Source organism: Corynebacterium sp. HMSC04H06, from assembly GCF_001815935.1.
GTDB lineage: Bacteria > Actinomycetota > Actinomycetes > Mycobacteriales > Mycobacteriaceae > Corynebacterium.
In genome coordinates this window covers 9,928-28,801 of the sequence record NZ_KV823432.1, presented here as the reverse complement: position 1 = coordinate 28,801, position 18,874 = coordinate 9,928, and the positions used below count along the sequence as shown (strand labels likewise).

General features: G+C 67.1%; 11 protein-coding genes. All 11 read left to right on the top strand.

Features of this window, described 5'->3' with window-relative positions; all coding sequences use genetic code 11:
* Positions 1-170: 170 nt before the first annotated feature.
* The 11 genes from HMPREF3067_RS06745 (at position 171) to HMPREF3067_RS06695 (ending at position 18,755) form a co-directional block, all read left to right on the top strand.
* Positions 171-2,111, top strand: a complete 1,941-nt coding sequence (locus HMPREF3067_RS06745) for a glycosyltransferase (protein WP_246819260.1) — start codon at positions 171-173, stop codon at positions 2,109-2,111.
* Positions 2,104-2,628, top strand: coding sequence for a phosphatase PAP2 family protein (locus tag HMPREF3067_RS06740; protein WP_070768963.1), 525 nt, complete (start codon positions 2,104-2,106; stop codon positions 2,626-2,628). The genes HMPREF3067_RS06745 and HMPREF3067_RS06740 overlap by 8 nt, the downstream gene beginning before the upstream one ends.
* Positions 2,625-3,620, top strand: coding sequence for a decaprenyl-phosphate phosphoribosyltransferase (locus HMPREF3067_RS06735; RefSeq protein WP_070768962.1), 996 nt, complete (start codon positions 2,625-2,627; stop codon positions 3,618-3,620). The genes HMPREF3067_RS06740 and HMPREF3067_RS06735 overlap by 4 nt, the downstream gene beginning before the upstream one ends.
* 30 nt (positions 3,621-3,650) lie before the next feature.
* The gene (gene zomB / locus HMPREF3067_RS06730; RefSeq protein WP_070768961.1) at positions 3,651-5,387 is read left to right on the top strand and encodes an arabinofuranosyltransferase AftB family protein; all 1,737 of its coding nucleotides are present in this window, start codon (positions 3,651-3,653) and stop codon (positions 5,385-5,387) included.
* A 164-nt stretch (positions 5,388-5,551) separates the two neighbouring features.
* Positions 5,552-6,571: an alpha/beta hydrolase gene (locus HMPREF3067_RS06725; protein WP_070768960.1), complete on the top strand. Its 1,020-nt coding sequence runs from the start codon at positions 5,552-5,554 to the stop codon at positions 6,569-6,571.
* 297 nt (positions 6,572-6,868) lie between these two features.
* Entirely contained in the window at positions 6,869-8,839 is a 1,971-nt protein-coding gene (locus tag HMPREF3067_RS06720; protein ID WP_070768959.1) for an alpha/beta hydrolase-fold protein, read from the top strand.
* Between the two features lie 30 nt (positions 8,840-8,869).
* A complete protein-coding gene (locus HMPREF3067_RS06715; RefSeq protein WP_070768958.1) occupies positions 8,870-9,361 on the top strand; it encodes a hypothetical protein in 492 nt (163 codons plus the stop codon).
* A gap of 18 nt (positions 9,362-9,379) precedes the next feature.
* Positions 9,380-10,309, top strand: coding sequence for a cutinase family protein (locus HMPREF3067_RS06710; protein WP_070768957.1), 930 nt, complete (start codon positions 9,380-9,382; stop codon positions 10,307-10,309).
* A 93-nt stretch (positions 10,310-10,402) separates the two neighbouring features.
* Positions 10,403-12,259: a FadD32-like long-chain-fatty-acid--AMP ligase gene (locus HMPREF3067_RS06705; RefSeq protein ID WP_070768956.1), complete on the top strand. Its 1,857-nt coding sequence runs from the start codon at positions 10,403-10,405 to the stop codon at positions 12,257-12,259.
* A 162-nt stretch (positions 12,260-12,421) separates the two neighbouring features.
* Entirely contained in the window at positions 12,422-17,224 is a 4,803-nt protein-coding gene (pks13, locus tag HMPREF3067_RS06700) for a polyketide synthase Pks13 (RefSeq protein WP_070768955.1), read from the top strand.
* Positions 17,208-18,755, top strand: a complete 1,548-nt coding sequence (locus tag HMPREF3067_RS06695) for an acyl-CoA carboxylase subunit beta (protein WP_070768954.1) — start codon at positions 17,208-17,210, stop codon at positions 18,753-18,755. Before pks13 ends, HMPREF3067_RS06695 begins: the two co-directional genes overlap by 17 nt.
* Positions 18,756-18,874 lie beyond the last annotated feature (119 nt).

Below are 18,874 nucleotides of genomic sequence, written 5' to 3'. Positions count from 1 at the left end.
CGCCCCGGGAAAACCGGGGCGGCGGCGGGGCTTTTGTGCGCCTTCCGGATCCGGGCGGGCGGCTGTGAATTCCGACCCATGACCGTGTGTGAGAACGTGCTGGGCGGCTGGGGGCACTACCCTTACACGCTAGAAGAGTGTAAAAAACGTTTGGAGAAAAAGAAGCCATCGTGACTTACCCCCAGGAATTTGAAGCAGTGCAACGCGTCTTGCTGCCCAAGCGCGGCGAGCCGAACGACGTGCGTATGCTCTACCTCATTGAGTCTCCGCAGAACCGCCAGCGCCTGAGCTGGCACGACCGCACCACCCTGACCATCCCGGCCGGCGAGGAGGTCTCCTTCGAGACCTACTTCAACGCCTTCCCAGCGTCCTACTGGCGCCGCTGGTCGCAGCTGGACTCCATCGTCCTATCGCTGCACGTTAAGGGACAGGCGAATGTCTCGGTGTACCGCTCCAAGGAAAACGGGCAGCGCATCGGCGTGGCCAACCACCTGGTCGAGGACGGCGAGCACCACTTCGAGCTGCCGCTGAAGAACTTCGAGGATGGCGGCTGGCTGTGGTTCGACGTGACCGCCGAGACCGAGACCGAACTGTCCCAGGTCGCCTGGTGCGCCCCGCACGCCCCGGGCGAGCAGGTGCTGCCCGACGGCACCACCCAGCCGGCCGCGGACAAGCGCGTGGCGGTGGGCATCCCGACCTTTAACCGCCCGACCGATGCGGTGGCGGCACTGCAGGCGCTGGCCGAGGACCCGGTCGTCGACGGCATCATCGACTACGTGCTCATGCCGGACCAAGGCAACCAGCACCCAGCGGATGAGCCGGGCTACGACGCGGCCGTCGCCCACTTCGGCGAGCGCTTCCGCGAGTTCCGCCAGGGCAACCTGGGCGGCTCCGGTGGGTATTCCCGCATCATGTTCGAGGCCATCGAGAACACCGACTCGCCGTTTATCCTCTACATGGACGACGACATCGCCATCGAGCCGGACTCCATCCTGCGCGCGGTGCAGGCGGCCCGCTACGCGGCGCGCCCCATCATTGTCGGCGGCCAGATGCTTAACCTGCAGGAGCGCAGCCAGCTGCGCACCACCGGCGAGCAGGTCAACAAGTCCGACTTCATGTGGGGTCCGGCCCCGCACGCGGTCTACGACCACGACTTCGCCAAGTACCCGCTCTCAGCTATTGGCGATGCCCAGTCGCACAAGGACCCCAACAAATACGACTCGCGCGCCCTGCACCGCCGCGTCGACGTGGAATACAACGGCTGGTGGATGTGCCTGTTCCCGCGCGTGGTGGCCGAAAAGATGGGCCAGCCGCTGCCGCTGTTTATCAAGTGGGACGACACCGAGTACTCCCTGCGCGCCGGGCGCGCCGGCTTCCCGACCGTGACCTGGCCGGGCGCGGCAATCTGGCACATGGCCTGGGCGGACAAGGACGACGCCATCGACTGGCAGGCCTATTTCCACCTGCGCAACCGCCTGATCGTGGCGGCCATCTACCACGACGGCGACCCGCGCGGTATCACCCGCTCCATCTTCAAGTCCACGCTCAAGCACACCATGTGCATGGAGTACTCCACCATGGCCATCCAGCTGGAGGCCATGCGAGACTTTCTGGCGGGCCCGGATCAGCTCTTCGACATCCTGGAGTCCTCCCTGCCGCGGATTAACAAGATCCGCTCCCAATACTCCGACGCGCAGATCCTGCCCTCGGCGGCCGAACTGCCGGCCCCGACGGGCGCGCCGGGCGTGCCGACCCGCAACATCGGCGGCCGCCTGGGCAAGATCAAGAAGCTGCCCTGGCTGTTCAAGAGCATCAAGCACCTGGCCAGCAAGGAAGACCCGGCCCACCACGCGGCTCCGCAGCTGAACCTGACGCCGGAGGAGGCGCGCTGGTTCACGCTGTCGCGCCTGGACTCGGCGACGGTCTCGACCGCCGGCGGCACCGGCGTGGCCTTCCGCAAGCGCGACCGCGAGCTGGCCCAAGACCTAGTCAAGCAGACCCGCGAGCTGCTCAAGGAGATCGAGGACAACTTCGACGAACTGCGTTCCACCTACCGCGCCGCCCTGCCGACGCTGACCAGCCGCGAATCCTGGAGGAAGATCTTTGAGTAGCATTTCAAAGCTTAACGATGCCGAGTCGCACGTCCTCCAGGCCATCCAGGACGTCGCCTTCGACGCGCCCGGCGTTGTGCCGACCGCGCGGGGCCTGAGCCACTTCGGCGAGCACGCGCTCGGCTGGATGGCGCTGTCGGCGCTGGCAGCGGGCATCGATAAGCCCCGGCGCCGCCAGTGGGCCGGGGTGGGTGTGGCGGCCTTTGGCGCGCACGCGGCATCGGTAGTGATTAAGCGCGTGGTGCAACGGCGCCGCCCGGACTACAGCTACGTGCGGGTCGGGGTGAAAACACCCTCGCGCCTGTCCTTCCCGTCCTCGCACTCGACGTCGACCACGGCCTTCCTCGTGGCGGCCGCCCGCGTGACCGGCAACCGCAGCTTCTGGCTGGGCGTGCCGGTGATGATGGCTTCGCGTATGGTGCTTGGGGTGCATTATCCCTCTGATACTGCCGTGGGCGCCCTGCTGGGGGCCACCACGGCACAGGTTGTAAGTCGGCTGGAAAGGAAAACCGCATGAGCGCCCATCCGCACGATGACGGCAACCAGAGCTTCTTTCACTCGGAGCCTCACACCTCCGGCGTAGACACGGGCCGGAAGCGCAAGCCGCCGAAGAACCTTGCCGACGGCATGGTCAAGGCCCTGCGCCCCAAGCAGTGGGTCAAAAACGTGCTCGTGCTGGCCGCCCCGGCCGCCGCCGGAGCGGACGCGCTATTCCACGGCCGCGTGCTGCTGGACGTCCTGCTGGCCTTCGCGGTCTTTTGCATGGGCGCGTCTTCCATCTACCTCATCAACGACGCCCGCGACGTCGAGGCTGACCGCGCGCACCCGACCAAGCGCTTCCGGCCGATTGCCGCCGGCGTGCTGCCGGTGCAGCTGGCCTACGTCATGGCGGCGGTGCTCATCGTCGGCGCCATTGGCCTGTCGCTGCTGGCCACCGCGGGCGTGGAACTGGCGCTGGTCATCGCGGTCTATATCGCGCTGCAGCTGGGCTACTGCTTCGGCTGGAAGCACATGCCGGTCATCGACATCGCGCTGGTCTCCTCCGGCTTTATGCTGCGTACGATGGCCGGCGGCGTCGCCGCCGGCATCGAGCTGTCCCAGTGGTTCCTGCTGGTCGCCGCGTTCGGTTCGCTGTTCATGGCCTCCGGCAAGCGCTACTCGGAGATCTTGCTGGCGGAGAGCACCGGCGCGAAGATCCGTAAGTCGCTGGAAGGCTATACCCCTACCTACCTGCGCTTCGTGTGGACCCTGGCGGCCACGGCCGTGGTGATGTCCTACACCCTGTGGGGCTTCGAGCTCTCCAGCCAGGCCGAGGGTGTAGCTGGCATCTGGTACCAAGTCTCCATGGTGCCGTTTACCATCGCTATCCTGCGCTACGCCGCGGACGTCGACCGCGGACACGGCGGGGCGCCAGACGAGATCGCGCTGGAGGACCGCGTCCTGCAGATCCTGGCGCTGCTCTGGCTGGCTTGTATTGCCATGGCGGTCTACGTTTTCCCGATGATCTAATTTGGGGGCCAGCTGGTAACCTGCTCTGTTATGCAAAAAATCGGTAGTACTCGCGCGGCCCAGATCTCGGTGGTCGCCAGCAGTGTAGCTATCGGGGCGATTACTTTCTTCGCGGCGTGGCAGCGCCGGTGGATGGCCGATGACGGCCTCATCGTGCTGCGCACCGTTCGCAACCTTCTGGCCGGCAACGGCCCGGTCTTCAACGCGGGGGAGCGTGTGGAGGCCAACACCTCCACGCTGTGGCAGTACCTGATCTACCTGGGTCGCCTGGTCACCGGCGCCCAGCTGGAGGCCATCGCCATGTGGCTGGCCATCACCCTGTCCGTGGCCGCCCTGGTGGTCGGCACGTGGGCCACGGCCCAGGTGCACAACGCCGGCGGGCGGCACGCTACCCGCGCGCTGGTCCTGCCCGCCGGCGCGCTGGTCTACCTGGCGCTGCCGCCGGCCCGGGACTTTTTCACCTCTGGCTTGGAGTGGGGCCTGTCCATCTTCTACCTGGCGGTGTTGTGGTGGCTGCTGACCCGCTGGGTGCGCGGGGCCAACCCCTACCTGGTGGCCTTCTGGGCCGGCCTGTCCTGGCTGGTGCGCCCGGAGTTGGCACTCTACGGCGGGCTGACGGGCATCGTCCTGCTGGTGGCCCACCGCCGCCCGGCGCACTGGGCGGGCATCCTGGGCACGGCCCTGCCGCTGCCGTTGGCCTACCAGGTCTTCCGCATGGGCTACTACGGCCTGCTGACCCCGCACACGGCTGTGGCCAAGTCGGCTGCCGATGCCGCCTGGGGCGCCGGCGTCAACTACCTCGGCGACTTCGTGGGCCCCTACTGGCTCTGGCTGCCCCTGCTGGTGTTGGCGGCGCTGGCCGCCTACCAGTTCCGCGGCGACGCGCACTTTTCCGCGGTGCGCAGCCAGCCCGTCGTCGTGGCACTGATGGTCATCTGCGCGCTCATCCACCTGCTCTACGTGCTGCGCGTGGGCGGCGACTTCATGCACGGGCGCATGCTGCTGCTGCCGCTCTTCGCGCTCCTGCTGCCGGTCTTCGTGCTGCCGGTGCGGGACTACTGGGCTGCCGCCGGCGTGGCCGGGATTGCGGTCTGGGCCGTGGTTATTGCCTGGCGCGGGCACCCGGTGGACTGGCAGGTCTACCAGGGGGAAATCTCCATCGTCGACGAGCGCGACTACTGGACTTATGCCACCAAGCGTCAGATGGGAGACCCGCCGAAGGACGCGGAGGACTTCCAGAACATGCGCCTGCTGCGCGGCTTCGATGACGCGATTAACGGCCTCGAGCGCGGCGACGCGCTGGCTATCCGCTACCTCGACGGCGACTCGATCGAGGACAATGCCTGGACGACCGCGGCGCGCGATGACAGCCGCAACGACCCACCGACGCTGTACCTGATCAACATGGGTATGTCCTCGATGCATTCGCCGCTGAACGTGCGCGTGCTGGACAATATCGGGCTGGCCACGCCGCTGGCCGCGCGGCAGCCGCGGATCGAGGACGGGCGCATTGGCCACGACAAGTCCCTGCCGCTGACTTGGCAGGCCGCGGATTCCGCGGTGGATATCGATGAGCTGCCCGCGTGGTACGACAAGGACGAGGTCGCTAAGAACCGCCGGGCCCTCGAGCACCCGGATTTCCAGAAGCTTTTCGCGACCTATCGCGACCCGCTGGATGCGGAGCGGTTCTTCGAAAACATCAAGTTCTCCCTGACCGACGGGCGGACGTTGCAGTTTACAGACAACGCACAGGACTACCTTAGGTAGTCCCCAGGCAGCTGCCGAAATGAGACAAAATGACAGTAATCGTCTAGAATCTCAGGCACTGTTATAAAATCGTGATTGTTAACGCAACTTTGCTTGCGATCGATACGTACTGAAGGAACCCTTCGGTAAAAACTGAAACAAAAAGTACAAAAGCAAGGAGAGACATGACACTGACGTCTTTCGCCTCCCGCCGGGTCACCGCGGTGGTCGCGGCCATCCTCATGGTCGTCACCATGCTCACGGTGGCTGGCCCGCAGCGGGCAGAAGCCGCCCCGCGTGACTACCTGCGCGCCGACGCCACCGGCCACTGCGACTGGGACCGCGTGGGCTGGTGGGTCCAGCGCTGCGACGTGTGGTCCCAGTCCATGGGCCGCAATATCCCGGTCCAGATTCAGCCGGCCAAGCGTGGCGGCAACGCCGGCCTCTACCTGCTGGACGGCCTGCGCGCGACCGACCGCACCAACGCCTGGGTCAACGACGTGAACGCGGCTGCCACCTACGAGCCGCACAACATCACCCTGGTCATGCCGGTCGGCGGCGAGTCCTCCTTCTACGCCGACTGGGAAGGCCCGGCCACCTATGACCTGACCAACCCGGTCAACTACAAGTGGGAGACCTTCCTGACCCAGGAGCTCCCCGGCTACCTGGAGCGCAACTTCGGCGTTGCCCGCAACAACAACTCCATCGCGGGCCTGTCCATGGGCGCTACCTCGGCCATGGTGTTGGCCAGCAAGCACCCGAACCAGTTCCGTCAGGCTATGTCCTTCTCCGGCTACCTGACCACCACGCTGCCGGGCGCCCAGACCTTCATGCGCCTAGCCATGCTGGACGCCGGTGGGTTCAACATCAACGCCATGTACGGCACCCTGATCAGCCCGCGCCGCTTTGAAAACGACCCGTTCCACCTGACCTCCGGCCTGCGCGGCAAGGACGTCTACGTCTCCGCCGCCTCCGGTATCCCGGGCCCGGGCGATGAGAAGTACCTGCCGCAGCACCAGGCATCGGGCGCCGCGCTGGAGGCCTTCTCCATGGTCTCGACCCGCCTGTACGAGCTCAAGGCCCGCGCCGACGGCGTCAAACTGACCACGGATTACCCGAACGTCGGCTTGCACAACTGGAACCAGTTCGGCCGCCAGCTGGACAAGACCAAGCCGCGCGTCCTCAATGTGATGAACGCTTGGTAAGTCGGTCGTAGATCTGCACTAGAGCTTTAAAATTCCCCGCGCTAGCCGTAGCGCGGGGAATTTTTGTATTTCGGGATGAAGAGTGTGACTTCGGGCGTGTCGGCTAGGAAAAGCCTCAAGTTGAACTTAAACTTGAGCGCACAACAACCCAGGTACGTGCTCCGGAGGAGGGGAACCTTCGGATTGCGTGAGTTTCCGGGTGCGCTAGCCGTATTTTCGGCGGGCGCCGCCTCGTTGGCTCTTTTGGCTGGGACTCCATCGCTGTCTGTCTACTAGTCGAACGTCAAGGATACCTCCATGCGCACATCCGCTCCGAAGTCCTCCCCGCGCCAGGCGCGCAACACGTACCAGACTCGTACCCGCCGGGGGCTGGCCGCCGCGGCTCTGCCCACGGCGCTGGCCGTCGGCATCGCCCTGCTGCCTAACGCCACCGCCCAGCAGGGCCTGGGGGATCTCAGCTCCTCCTCGTCCGGGTCGAGCCTGTCGGATTCTTTCGCCCCCTCGGCGCCGCCGAAGCGCACCCCGATTGACACCACCTACCCGGAGGTCGAAGGCCTGCCGGAGGGCGTGGATATCGAGCGCGTGGAATACCTGACCAACCGCCACCTGATGGTCTACATCAAGTCCGCGGCCATGCCGGACAAGCTGCAGAAGGTCCAGATCCAGCTGGCGCGTGACTGGTACTCCAACCCGGAGGCCACCTTCCCGGAGGTCTGGGCCCTGGACGGCCTGCGCGCCCGCGACGACGAGTCCGGCTGGACCATCGAGACCAACATCCTGAACCAGTACGCAGACCGCAACGTCAACCTGATCATGCCGGTGGGCGGCGAGTCCTCCTTCTACGCCGACTGGCAGCGCCCGGACAACGGCACCCACTACAAGTGGGAGACCTTCCTGACCCAGGAACTCGTGCCGATCCTGGACAACGAGTACCGCTCCAACCGCAAGCGCGCCGTGACGGGTATCTCCATGGGCGGTACTGCCGCGGTCAACCTGGCCGAGCGCAACCCGCACCTGTTCGACTTCGTGGGCTCCTTCTCCGGCTACCTGGACACCACCAGCAGCGGCATGCCGGCGGCCATCCGCGCCGCGCAGATGGACGCCGGCGGGTACAACTCGGACGCCATGTGGGGCCCGCCGGGCTCCCAGGACTGGATCGACCACGATCCGAAGCTGGGCATCGAAAACCTGAAGGACATGAAGGTCTACATCTCCGCCGGCTCGGGCAAGGATGACTTCGGCAACCCCGAGTCCGTCGCCAAGGGCCCGGCCAACATGGCCGGTATCGGTCTGGAGACCATCTCCCGCATGTCCGGCGGGACCTTCATGGACTACGCCAAGCGCGCCGGCGTGGAGCCGGAGGCGCACTTCCGCCCGTCCGGCGTCCACAGCTGGGAATACTGGCAGTTCGAAATGCAGCAGGCCTGGCCGTCCATCGCGGACGCCCTGGCCATCCCCAAGGAAGACCGCGGGGCGGACTGCCAGGCCATCGGCGCCATCGGTGAGGCCACCAAGTCCGGCACCATCGGTGAGTGCGTCAACAACGAATACGACGCCGGCGATAACGGCAAGGCCCAGGACTTCAGCGCGGGCACCGCGTACTGGTCCCCGGAGACCGGCGCCAAGGCGCTGGTCGGCCGCATCAACGCTCGCTACAGCGAGATGGGTGGCCCGGGCTCCTGGCTGGGCTTCCCGCTGACCAACGAGGAAAAGACCCCGGACCAGCGCGGCCGCTTCGTTCACTTTGAGAACGGCTCCATCTACTGGACCGCCAAGACCGGCGCTTATGCCATCCCGAAGGACATGGTCGATGCCTGGGGTAAGAACGGCTGGGAAGGCGGGGATCTCAAGTACCCGACCTCCGCGCCGCAGGAGGTCAACGGTGGCTTCCAGCAGGAGTTCGAGAACGGCGTCCTGACCCGCAACCCGGACAACTCCCACCACATCGTCCACGGCGCCATCGGCGCCAAGTACAAGGAGATGGGCGGCGCGACCACCGGCCTAGGCTTCCCGACCAGCGACGAGATCAAGATCAAGGGCGGCGCCTTCCAGGAGTTCGAGCACGGCAACATCTACTGGTCCCCGAAGACCGGCGCGCACTTCATCATGCACGGCAAGATCTTCGACGATTGGGGCAAGCGCGGCTTCGAGCAGGGCGAGATGGGCTACCCGACCTCGGACACGGAGCAGATCCCGGCCGGCGGCCTGACCCAGAAGTTCCAGAAGGGAACCCTGAGCGAGATCTTCGGACGCGTGCAGAAGTCCTAAACGCCAGCCGGAAGGAGTATCATCAGCGCCATGCGAAAATTGATTGCGGGTCTGGCCGCGGCGGCATCGTTGGGCCTGGCGGCCTGCGGTTCCGCCACCGTCGACAACGATAACGAGGCCGAGGCCCCGACCTCGGTGGCGCCGCTGGAGCGCGGCTCGGAGTCCGAGTCGGCATCCGCCTCCGAGTCGGAGTCGGCCGAAAGCAGCACCACGGCTTCCGCCCCGGCCGGCGACCGCGCCCCGGAGGACCGCGGGGCTGAAGAGATCTCCGAAATCCCCTCTCCAGAGGAAGACTCGTCTGCGGGCGATGCCGACTTCCTCGGCGCGGCGGGCGAGCGCGACATCGACACGGCTGGCGTGGAAGCGCAGCTGGTCTCCGCCGCGCAGCGGGTCTGCGTGGAGGAAGAGCCCATTACGCTGAACGCGATTTCCGGCCAGCTCATCGAGCAGGGCCGCACGGACCTGGACTACGAAGAGCTGACCCGGTTCCTGGCCGACGAAGCGCGCTCCGCCTACTGCTAGACGAGACAGGCACAACACATGAAAAAGACCCTTACTGCGGTAGCAGTAGTGATCCTGCTGGTGATTCTGGGCGCCTCCGCGGTGCACTATTTCAACAGCACCTCCTCAAGCAGCCTGTCGGGGCCGCCGGCTACGCAGCCCGGCGAGGATGAGCCGGCCGCCCCGGAGCAGCCGGACTGGTGCCCGCGGGTCGAGGTCATCTCCGCCCCCGGCACTTGGGAATCCAAGGCGGACGACGATCCCATCAACCCGACCGCCAACCCGCGCTCTTTCATGCTGTCGATTTCCCAGCCGCTGCAGCAGGCCTACGCCCCGCAGGACGTGAAGGTGTGGACCCTGCCGTACACCGCGCAGTTTAAGAACATCAACTCCCAAGAGGAGATGTCCTACGACGACTCCCGCCAGGAAGGTACTTCCACCCTGGAGGGCGAGCTGCGCACCATGCACGAGACCTGCCCGGCGACGAAGTTCGTCATGGCCGGTTTCTCCCAGGGCGCGGTCATCTTGGGCGACGTCGCCGACCAGATCGGCGCGGGCACGGGCGCGGTCCCGGCCGAGTCGGTGGCCGGCGTGGCCCTTATCGCCGACGGCCGCCGCGAGCCCGGTGTGGGCATCAACCCGGGCGTCGAGGTTGGCGGCATCGGCGCGGAGATCGCCCTGGAGCCGATCAGCAAGCTGGTCCAGCCCATCGTGCCGGGCGCGACCATGCGCGGCGCGCGCCCCAACGGCTTCGGCGAGCTGGCCGACCGCACCTTCCAGATCTGCGCGCCGGACGACTCCATCTGCGACGCCCCGCGCGATGCCGCCAACGGCCTGGACCGCGCCCGCGATCTCATCGCCGCCAACGGCGTGCACGCCCAGTACGCCTCCAACCCGCACGTGGTGGAGGGAACCACCGCCAACGACTGGGTGGTCGGCTGGGCCCGCGGAATCATCGACGGCATCTAGAACCGGCCGCCCGCGGTGTAACACGGCGGCCGCCTCGTCTGATAATTTTAGTAGCAAAATAAACCGAATCGGATTTCAAGGAGCGTTACTGACATGGATTTGCACGCCGCCATGGGCCAGTTCTTCAACGACCAGGGGGAGATTACCCTCGCGCCGCAGCTGACCCTCGCCGGGCTCGCGGAATTGCTCTACCAGGGCGATCTGCAGACCGGCGGCGGTGACCGGAAGGTCCTGCGCTTCTGGGATTACTCCGAAAGCCGGGAGGGTCAGCTGGTGACCTACTCGCGCCAGGAGGTTAACACCCGCATCAAGTCTGTGGCGGCCCGCCTGCAGCAGGTCGGCAAGCTGGGTGACCGGGTGGCCATCCTGGCCGGCAACTCCCCGGAGTACCTCTTTGGCTTCCTGGGCGGCCTGTACGCCGGCATGACGCCCATCCCGCTCTACGATCCGAACGAGCCGGGCCATGCCGACCACCTGAAGGCGGTCTTCGCCGACGCCCAGCCGAAACTGGTGCTGACCAACCGGGTATCGGCAGCCGCGGTGCGCAAGCACTTTGCCGACCTGCCCTCCCGGGAGCGCCCGCGCGTGCTCTCCGTCGACTCCCTGCCGGACAGCCTGGCGGCGTCCTACCAGAACCCGGCGGCCACCCTGGAGGGGCAGCAGCAGCTGGCGATGTCCACGGTCATGCCCCTGGACCAGCCCGCCTTCCTGCAGTACACCTCCGGCTCCACCCGCACCCCGGCTGGCGTGATCCTGACCAACCGCTCCATTCTGACCAACGTTTTGCAGATCTTCCGGGCCGCGCAGCTGAAGATGCCGCTGCGCCTGGTCACCTGGTTGCCGCTGCATCACGATATGGGCATTATCCTCACGGTGTTCGTGACCATCCTGGGCCTGCCTTTCGAGCTGATGTCCCCGCGCGATTTCATCCAGCAGCCGAAGCGCTGGGTGGGCCAGCTCAACCGCAAGCCGACCGATGACAAGCTGCAGGCCACCTACGGCGTGGTCCCGAACTTCGCGCTCGAGCTGGCCGCCCGCTACGGCGCCCCGGCCGACGGCGAGGAGCTGGACCTGTCCCACATCGACGGCCTCATCGTCGGCTCCGAGCCGGTCACCGAGTCCGCCGTGGACAGCTTCCTCAACACCTTCGAGCCCTACGGCTTTAAGCGCACCTCGCTGCGCCCGTCCTACGGCCTAGCGGAGGCCTCCCTCCTGGTGAGCACCCCGCAGACCGACGAGCGCCCGCTGATTACCCACTTCGACCGCGCCGCCCTGGCCGAGGGCCGCGCCGAGGTGGCCGAGGCCTCCGAGAACACCGTGGCCTTCGCCTCCGTCGGCCAGGTGGTGCAGCCGCAGTACCTGACCATCGTCGACCCGGAGACCCGGGCCGAGGTCGCCGACGGCGTCATCGGCGAGCTGTGGGCCCACGGCGAGAACATGGCCGCCGGCTACCTGGAGCGCGACGAGGACACCGCCTCGACCTTCCGCAACACCCTGGGCGAGCGCCTGGAAGACACCCGCGTGGCCGGCGCCCCGGAGGACGACCACTGGATGGCCTCCGGCGACCTGGGCACCATCCTGGACGGCCACCTCTACATCACCGGCCGCCTGAAGGACCTCATCGTCGTGGCCGGACGCAACCACTACCCGCAGGACATCGAGTCCACCGTCCAGGAGGCAAGCCAGCACGTGCGCCCGGACTCCGTGGCGGCGTTCTCCGTCGAGGGCGCGGACACCGAGCAGCTGGTCCTGCTGGTCGAGCGCGCGGATACGGCCGAGCCTTCCGGCGACGCCGCAGCGGCCGAAGCCATCCGCTCGGCGGTCTCCGCCCACCACGGCCTGACCCCGGACGACATCGTCTTCAAACAGGCCCACGAGATCAACCGGACCTCCTCGGGCAAGATCGCCCGCCGCGTGGCCAAGAAGCACTACCTGGCCCAGCGCGGCTAAATCCCGGCGGGGCTTTAACAAAGCCCTGCACATCCGCCTGGCAGGCGCTTGCCACTAACGTTTTGGGGCCCGAGTTCGATAGCCTTAGGTGGAGCATTTTCACCAAAGACGATTATTCTTTGTGATCCCCTTAATGAACGTAAGCGAAAGAAAGCATGGCGTATGACCGTAGAGCAGTTGCGTGATTGGATCCGTAATTGGGTAGCCCAGACCGCGGGCGTTCCCGCGGAGGAAATTACCGACTCTAAGCCGTTGGAAAACTTCGGCCTGTCCTCCCGCGACGCCGTGGTGCTGTCAGGCGAGCTGGAAAACCTGGTGGGCGTGGATCTCGACCCCACGGTCGCCTACGAATACCCGACCATCGCCCAGCTGGCCGACCACCTGATTAACGGCCCGGCCCAGCAGACGGCGCCGTCGTCTGCCCCGCGCCGGATTAAACCGGCCGGCGGCCACGAGGACATCGCCGTCATCGGCCTGGCCGGCCGCTTCCCGGGTGCCAACAACGCGGACGAGTTCTGGGACATGCTGGTCGAAGGCCGCGGCGCGACGGGGCCGCTGCCCATCGGCCGCTGGTCCGACTACGCCGCGGATCCGGTGATGACCCAGAAGATGGCCGAGCAGAACCTCGCCGGCGGCTACATTGACGACATCGCCGGCTTCGACGCGGAATTCTTCGGCCTGTCCCCGGTGGAGGCCACCAACATGGACCCGCAGCAGCGCATCCTGCTGGAGTTGGTCTGGGAGGCGCTCGAGGACGCGCACCTGCCGGCCAACGAGCTGCGCGGGACCGCCACCGGCGTCTACATGGGCTCGTCGAACAATGATTACGGGATGCTGATCACCGCCGACCCGGCGGAGGCGCACCCGTACGCGCTGACCGGCACCTCCTCGGCGATCATCTCCAATCGAATCTCCTACGCCCTCGATCTGCGCGGGCCTTCGGTCAACGTGGACACCGCCTGCTCGTCCTCGCTGGTCTCCGTCCATCAGGCCGTGCGCGGTCTGCGCGAGGGCGACGCCGACGTCGCCGTGGCCGGCGGTATCAACATCATGGCCTCCCCGTTTGTGTCTACCGCCTTCGGCGAGCTCGGCGTCATCTCGCCCACGGGCTGTATTCACGCCTTCTCCGACGACGCGGACGGCTTCGTGCGCGCGGACGCCGGCGGCGTGCTGGTGCTCAAGCGGCTCAGCGACGCCGAGGCTGCCGGCGATAACATCCTCGCCGTCATCAAGGGCTCGGCCATCAACTCCGACGGCCACTCCAACGGCCTGACCGCCCCGAACCCGGAGGCGCAGGTCGACGTGCTGCAACGCGCCTACGCCGACGCCGAGGTCGATCCGGCCACGGTCGACTATGTCGAGGCCCACGGCACGGGCACCATCCTGGGCGACCCAATCGAGGCCACCGCCCTGGGCGAGGTGCTGGGCGCCCACCGCGGCGCGGAGAACCCCACGCTGCTAGGCTCGGCCAAGTCCAATATCGGCCACTCCGAGTCTGCCGCCGGCGTGGTGGGCCTCATCAAGGTCATCCAGGCCATGCGACACGACACCCTGCCGCCGAGCATCAACTTCTCCGCGCCGAACCGCTACATCGATTTCGACTCGGAAAAGCTCGAGGTCGTCGAGGATCCGCGCGAGTGGCCCGAGTACTCCGGCCACAAGCTGGCCGGCGTGTCCGGCTTCGGCTTCGGCGGCACCAACGCCCACGTCGTGCTCAGCGACTACCAAGGAACTCCGCACCAGCGCGCCGCCCAGGTCGCCACCGCCTCCGCCGCCGACACCACTACCGACACCGCCGACGATGCCGCCGCTGCCACCGTCAGCCTGCCGGTCTCCGGCCTGCTGCCGTCGCGCCGGGCCCAGGCGGCGGACACGCTGGCGGATTTCATCGAGGACCAGCAGCTGGGCACTGCGGATCTCTTCGCGCTGGCCCGCTCCCTGGCCGGGCGCAACCACGCCCGCTCCCGCGCGGTGGTCAACGCCACCAACCCGGAGGAGGCCATTTCCCGCCTGCGGCAGGTCGCCGCGGGCAAGATCTCGGTGGGGGTCACCGCCGCGGATTCCCCGTCGGTGCCGGGCCCGGTCTTCGTCTACTCCGGCTTCGGCTCCCAGCACCGCAAGATGGTCAAGGACCTCATCGCCTTGTCCCCGGACTTCTTGGCCCGCCTAGAGGAGCTGGATCAGATCGTGGACTTCGAGTCCGGCTGGTCCATCCTGGACATCGTCCGCGACGACGAACAGACCTACAACACTGAGACCGCCCAGGTAGCCATCACCGCGATCCAGATCGCGCTGACGGATCTGTTGGCCAGCTTCGGCGCCCGCCCGGCCGGCGTTATCGGCATGTCGATGGGCGAAATCGCCGCGGCTTACGCCGCGGGTGGCATCAGCGCTGACGATGCCATGCTGATCGCCTGCCACCGCGCCCGCCTCATGGGCGAGGGCGAGGCCCAGCTGACCGAGGAAACCCAGGGGGCGATGGCCGTCGTCGAGCTGACCGCGGAGGACATCGCGGCCCTGGACGGCAACATCGAGCCGGCCGTCTACACCGGCCCGGGCATGACCACCGTGGGTGGGCCGCGCCAGGAGGTCCTGAACCTGGTGGAGAAGCTCGAGGGCGAGGGCAAGTTCGCCCGCGCGCTCAACGTCAAGGGCGCCGGGCACACCTCGGCCGTGGACCCGATCCTTGGCGAGCTCGCCGGCGACATAGCGGGCATTACCGCCCGCCCGCTGCACACCACGCTGTTTAGCTCCGTCGACCGCGGCGAGGTCTACCGCCCGGGTTCCACCGTCCACGACGAGGACTACTGGCTGCGCATGACCCGCCAGCCGGTCTTCCTGGAAGACGCCACCCGCGCGGCCTTTGCTGCTGGCCACACCCAGCTGGTGGAGATCGCCCCGAACCCGGTGGCGCTGATGGGCATGATGTCTACCGCCTTCGCCGTTGGCAAGGCGGACGCGCAGCTGCTCTACGCGCTCAAGCGCAAGGTCGATCCGAGCGTGTCCCTGTTGGACCTGTTGGCCAAGCTCTACGTCGCCGGCGCGCCGGTGGACTACCGCGCTGTCTTCGGCGACGGACCCGTGCTCGACGCGCCGCACACCCACTTCAAGCGCCAGCGCTACTGGACCCACGCCCGCCCGTCCACCGGGGTCACCGGCCTGCCGGGCACGCGCGTGAACCTGCCGGAGGGCAAGACCGCCTTTTCCACTAACGCCGATCAGGCCCCGAGCGCCCTGGCGCTGCTGGAGGCGGCTATCGATGCCGTGTCCCCGGGCGCCCACCTTATCGCCGTGGAAGAACCCGGCACGCTGCCCGCCCAGGGCGAGGCCACCACCGTGGTGACCAAGTCGCTCGGCGGCGTGGCCGTCGCGGCCTATGCCGTGGCCGACGGCGCCACAACCCTGGTCGCGGAAGGTTTCGCCACCTCCCTGGACCTGGGGGCCAAGTCCGTGCCCGGCGTGGCCGACCTGCCGGATTACGCCCCGCTGGCGGACGCCGCTGACCAGACTGGCGACGCCGACATCGAGGCCGTTCGCTGGGACCCGGCCACGGAGTCCGTGGAGGATCGCCTGGCGGCGATCGTCTCGGAGTCCATGGGCTACGACGTGACCGATTTGCCGCGCGAGCTGCCGCTTATCGATCTCGGTCTGGATTCCCTGATGGGCATGCGCATCAAAAACCGCGTGGAAAACGACTTCCAGATCCCGCCGCTGCAGGTCCAGGCGCTGCGCGACGCCTCCCTGGCCGACGTCATCGACATGGTTACCGCCGCTGTAGAAGGCCGCGAGACCGACGGCGTTGAGACCGCCGCAGCTGCGACCGATGACGCCAAGCCAACCGAAACCGCCGAGGCCCCCGCGGAAACCGAGAAGAGCGCCGGCGCCGGCGTGGGCGTGGCCCCGCGCGACGCCTCCGAGCGCATGGTCTTCGGCACCTGGGCTTCGATTACCGGGAAGGCGGCGGCCGGTGTGACCAGCCCGCTGCCGGAGCTGACCGAGGAGCAGGCCACCCGGATCGCCGAGCGGCTTTCCGAGCGCGCCGGCGTCGAGGTCACCACCGCGGCCGTGCGCGAGGCGGAAACGCTGGAGCCGCTGGCGGACCTGGTCCGCGAGGGCTTGGAGACCGAGGTCGAGGGCAACATCCGCGTGCTGCGGGAGGCCGACGGCCCAGCCGTGTTCATGTTCCACCCGGCCGGCGGGACCACCGTGGTCTACCAGCCGCTGGTGCGCCGCCTGGCCGCGGACGTGGCCGTCTACGGCGTCGAGCGCCTCGAGGGCAGCCTGGAAGACCGCGCGCAGGCCTACATCGCCGACATCGAGAAGTACGCCCGCGGCCGCAAGGTCGTCCTCGGCGGCTGGTCCTTTGGTGGCGCGCTGGCCTACGAGGTCGCGCACCAGCTGCGTAACAAGGATCTCGACGTTGCGTTTATCGCGCTGCTGGATACTACCCAGCCCTCCGATCCGGCGCCGGACACCTTGGAAGAGACCAAGGCCCGCTGGGAGCGCTACGCTGCGTTCGCGGAAAAGACCTACGGGCTGGAGTTCCCGGTGCCTTACGAGCTGCTGGAGACCGCTGGCGAGGACGCCGTGATGGATATGCTCGCGCAGTTCTTGGCCACCACGGACGCCTCGGAGCACGGCCTGGCGGCCGGCGTGCTGGAGCACCAGCGCGCCTCCTTCGTGGACAACCAGATCCTGGGCAAGCTGGACATGCGCCGCTGGGCGGATGTGGACGTGCCGGTGCTGCTGTTCCGCTCGGAGCGCATGCACGACGGAGCGATCGAGCTCGAACCGCGCTACGCCGAGATTGACCCGGACGGCGGTTGGGGCGCTATCGTGGAGGATCTAGAGATCGTCCAGCTGCCCGGCGACCACCTGGCCGTGCCGGACGAGCCCGCAATCGGCATTGTGGGCAAGCACATCGAGGATTGGATCGAGGTAAAGATTCGTGGCAACCACCGCTGAGAAACTCGCGGATCTGCGCGCCCGGCTGGACAAGGCCCAAGACCCGGGCAGCGAGCGCTCGCGCGCTCGCCGCGATGAGGCTGGCCGCACCACCCCGCGCCAGCGCATCGAGGAACTGCTCGACGACGGCTCCTTCGTGGAGACCGGCGCCCTGGGTAAAACCCCGGGGGACCCGGAGGCCATCTACTCCGACGGCGTAGTCACCGGCTACGGCCGCATTAATGGCCGGCAGGTATGCATCTACGCGCACGACAAGACCGTCTATGGCGGCTCGGTGGGCGTTACCTTCGGTAAGAAGGTCACCGAGGTCATGGACATGGCCATCAAGATCGGCTGCCCGGTCATCGGCATCCAGGACTCAGGTGGCGCCCGCATCCAGGACGCGGTGACCTCCCTGGCCATGTACTCGGAGATCGCCCGCCGCCAGCTGCCGCTGTCCGGCCGCAGCCCGCAGATCTCCATCATGCTGGGCAAGTCCGCCGGCGGCGCGGTCTACGCTCCGGTGACCACCGACTTCGTCATTGCCGTCGACGGCGAGGCGGAAATGTATGTCACCGGCCCGAACGTCATCCGCGAGGTCACCGGCGAGGACGTGACCTCCGCAGAGCTGGGCAGCGCCCGCCAACAGGAGCAAAACGGCAACGTCTCCGCCGTGGTCGAGTCGGAGGACGAAGCCTTCGACCTAGTCCGCGACCTGCTGGACCACCTGCCGCTGACCTGCTACGACCCGGCGCCCGTCTTCGCCGCCCCCAGCGACGAGGAGGTCGCCGAGGACGACGAGCTCAACGCGTTTATGCCCGACGACACCAACGCCGGCTACGACATGGAGGAGCTCCTGCGCCAGCTGGGCGACGATGACGAGCTCATCGAGCTACAAGAAAACTTCGCCCCGAACATGATCACCGCCTTCGGGCGGATCGACGGCCAGGCCGTCGGGTTCGTGGCGAACAACCCCATGCACCTGGCCGGCTGTATTGACGCCGACGCCGCGGACAAGGGCGCGCGTTTCATCCGCATTTGCGACGCCTACAACATCCCGTTGGTCTTCGTGGTCGACACACCCGGTTACCTGCCGGGCGTGGACCAGGAAAAGGCCGGCCTGATTCACCGCGGCGCGAAGTTCGCCTTCGCTGTGGTGGAGGCAACCGTCCCGAAGGTCTCGCTCATCGTCCGCAAAGCCTACGGTGGCGCCTATGCCGTCATGGGTTCGAAGAACTTGACCGGCGACATCAACCTGGCGTGGCCGACCGCGCAGATCGCCGTGATGGGCGCTGCCGCGGCCGTGGTGATGATCGCCGGCAAGCAGCTGGAGGCCGCCGAGACCCCGGAGCAGCGCGCAATGACCAAGAAGATGTTCATGGACTTCTACGACGAGACCATGACGGCGCCATACGTGGCTGCTGAGCGCGGTTACCTGGACGCGATGATTCAGCCGAACCAGTCGCGGCTGGCCCTGCGCCAGGCCCTGCGTCAGCTGGCCACCAAGGACGTGCGGGATCTGCCGAAGAAGCACACCATCGCCCCGATGTAACGAAACCGGGCGCCGGAAACGATATGTCTAAAGTAATCCCCGGCACCCGTGGCCGGCTCGCCGAATAATAGTGGAGGAAAAATGCTTCTGAGCAGCGCTTTGGACATCGTCAGCGAGAT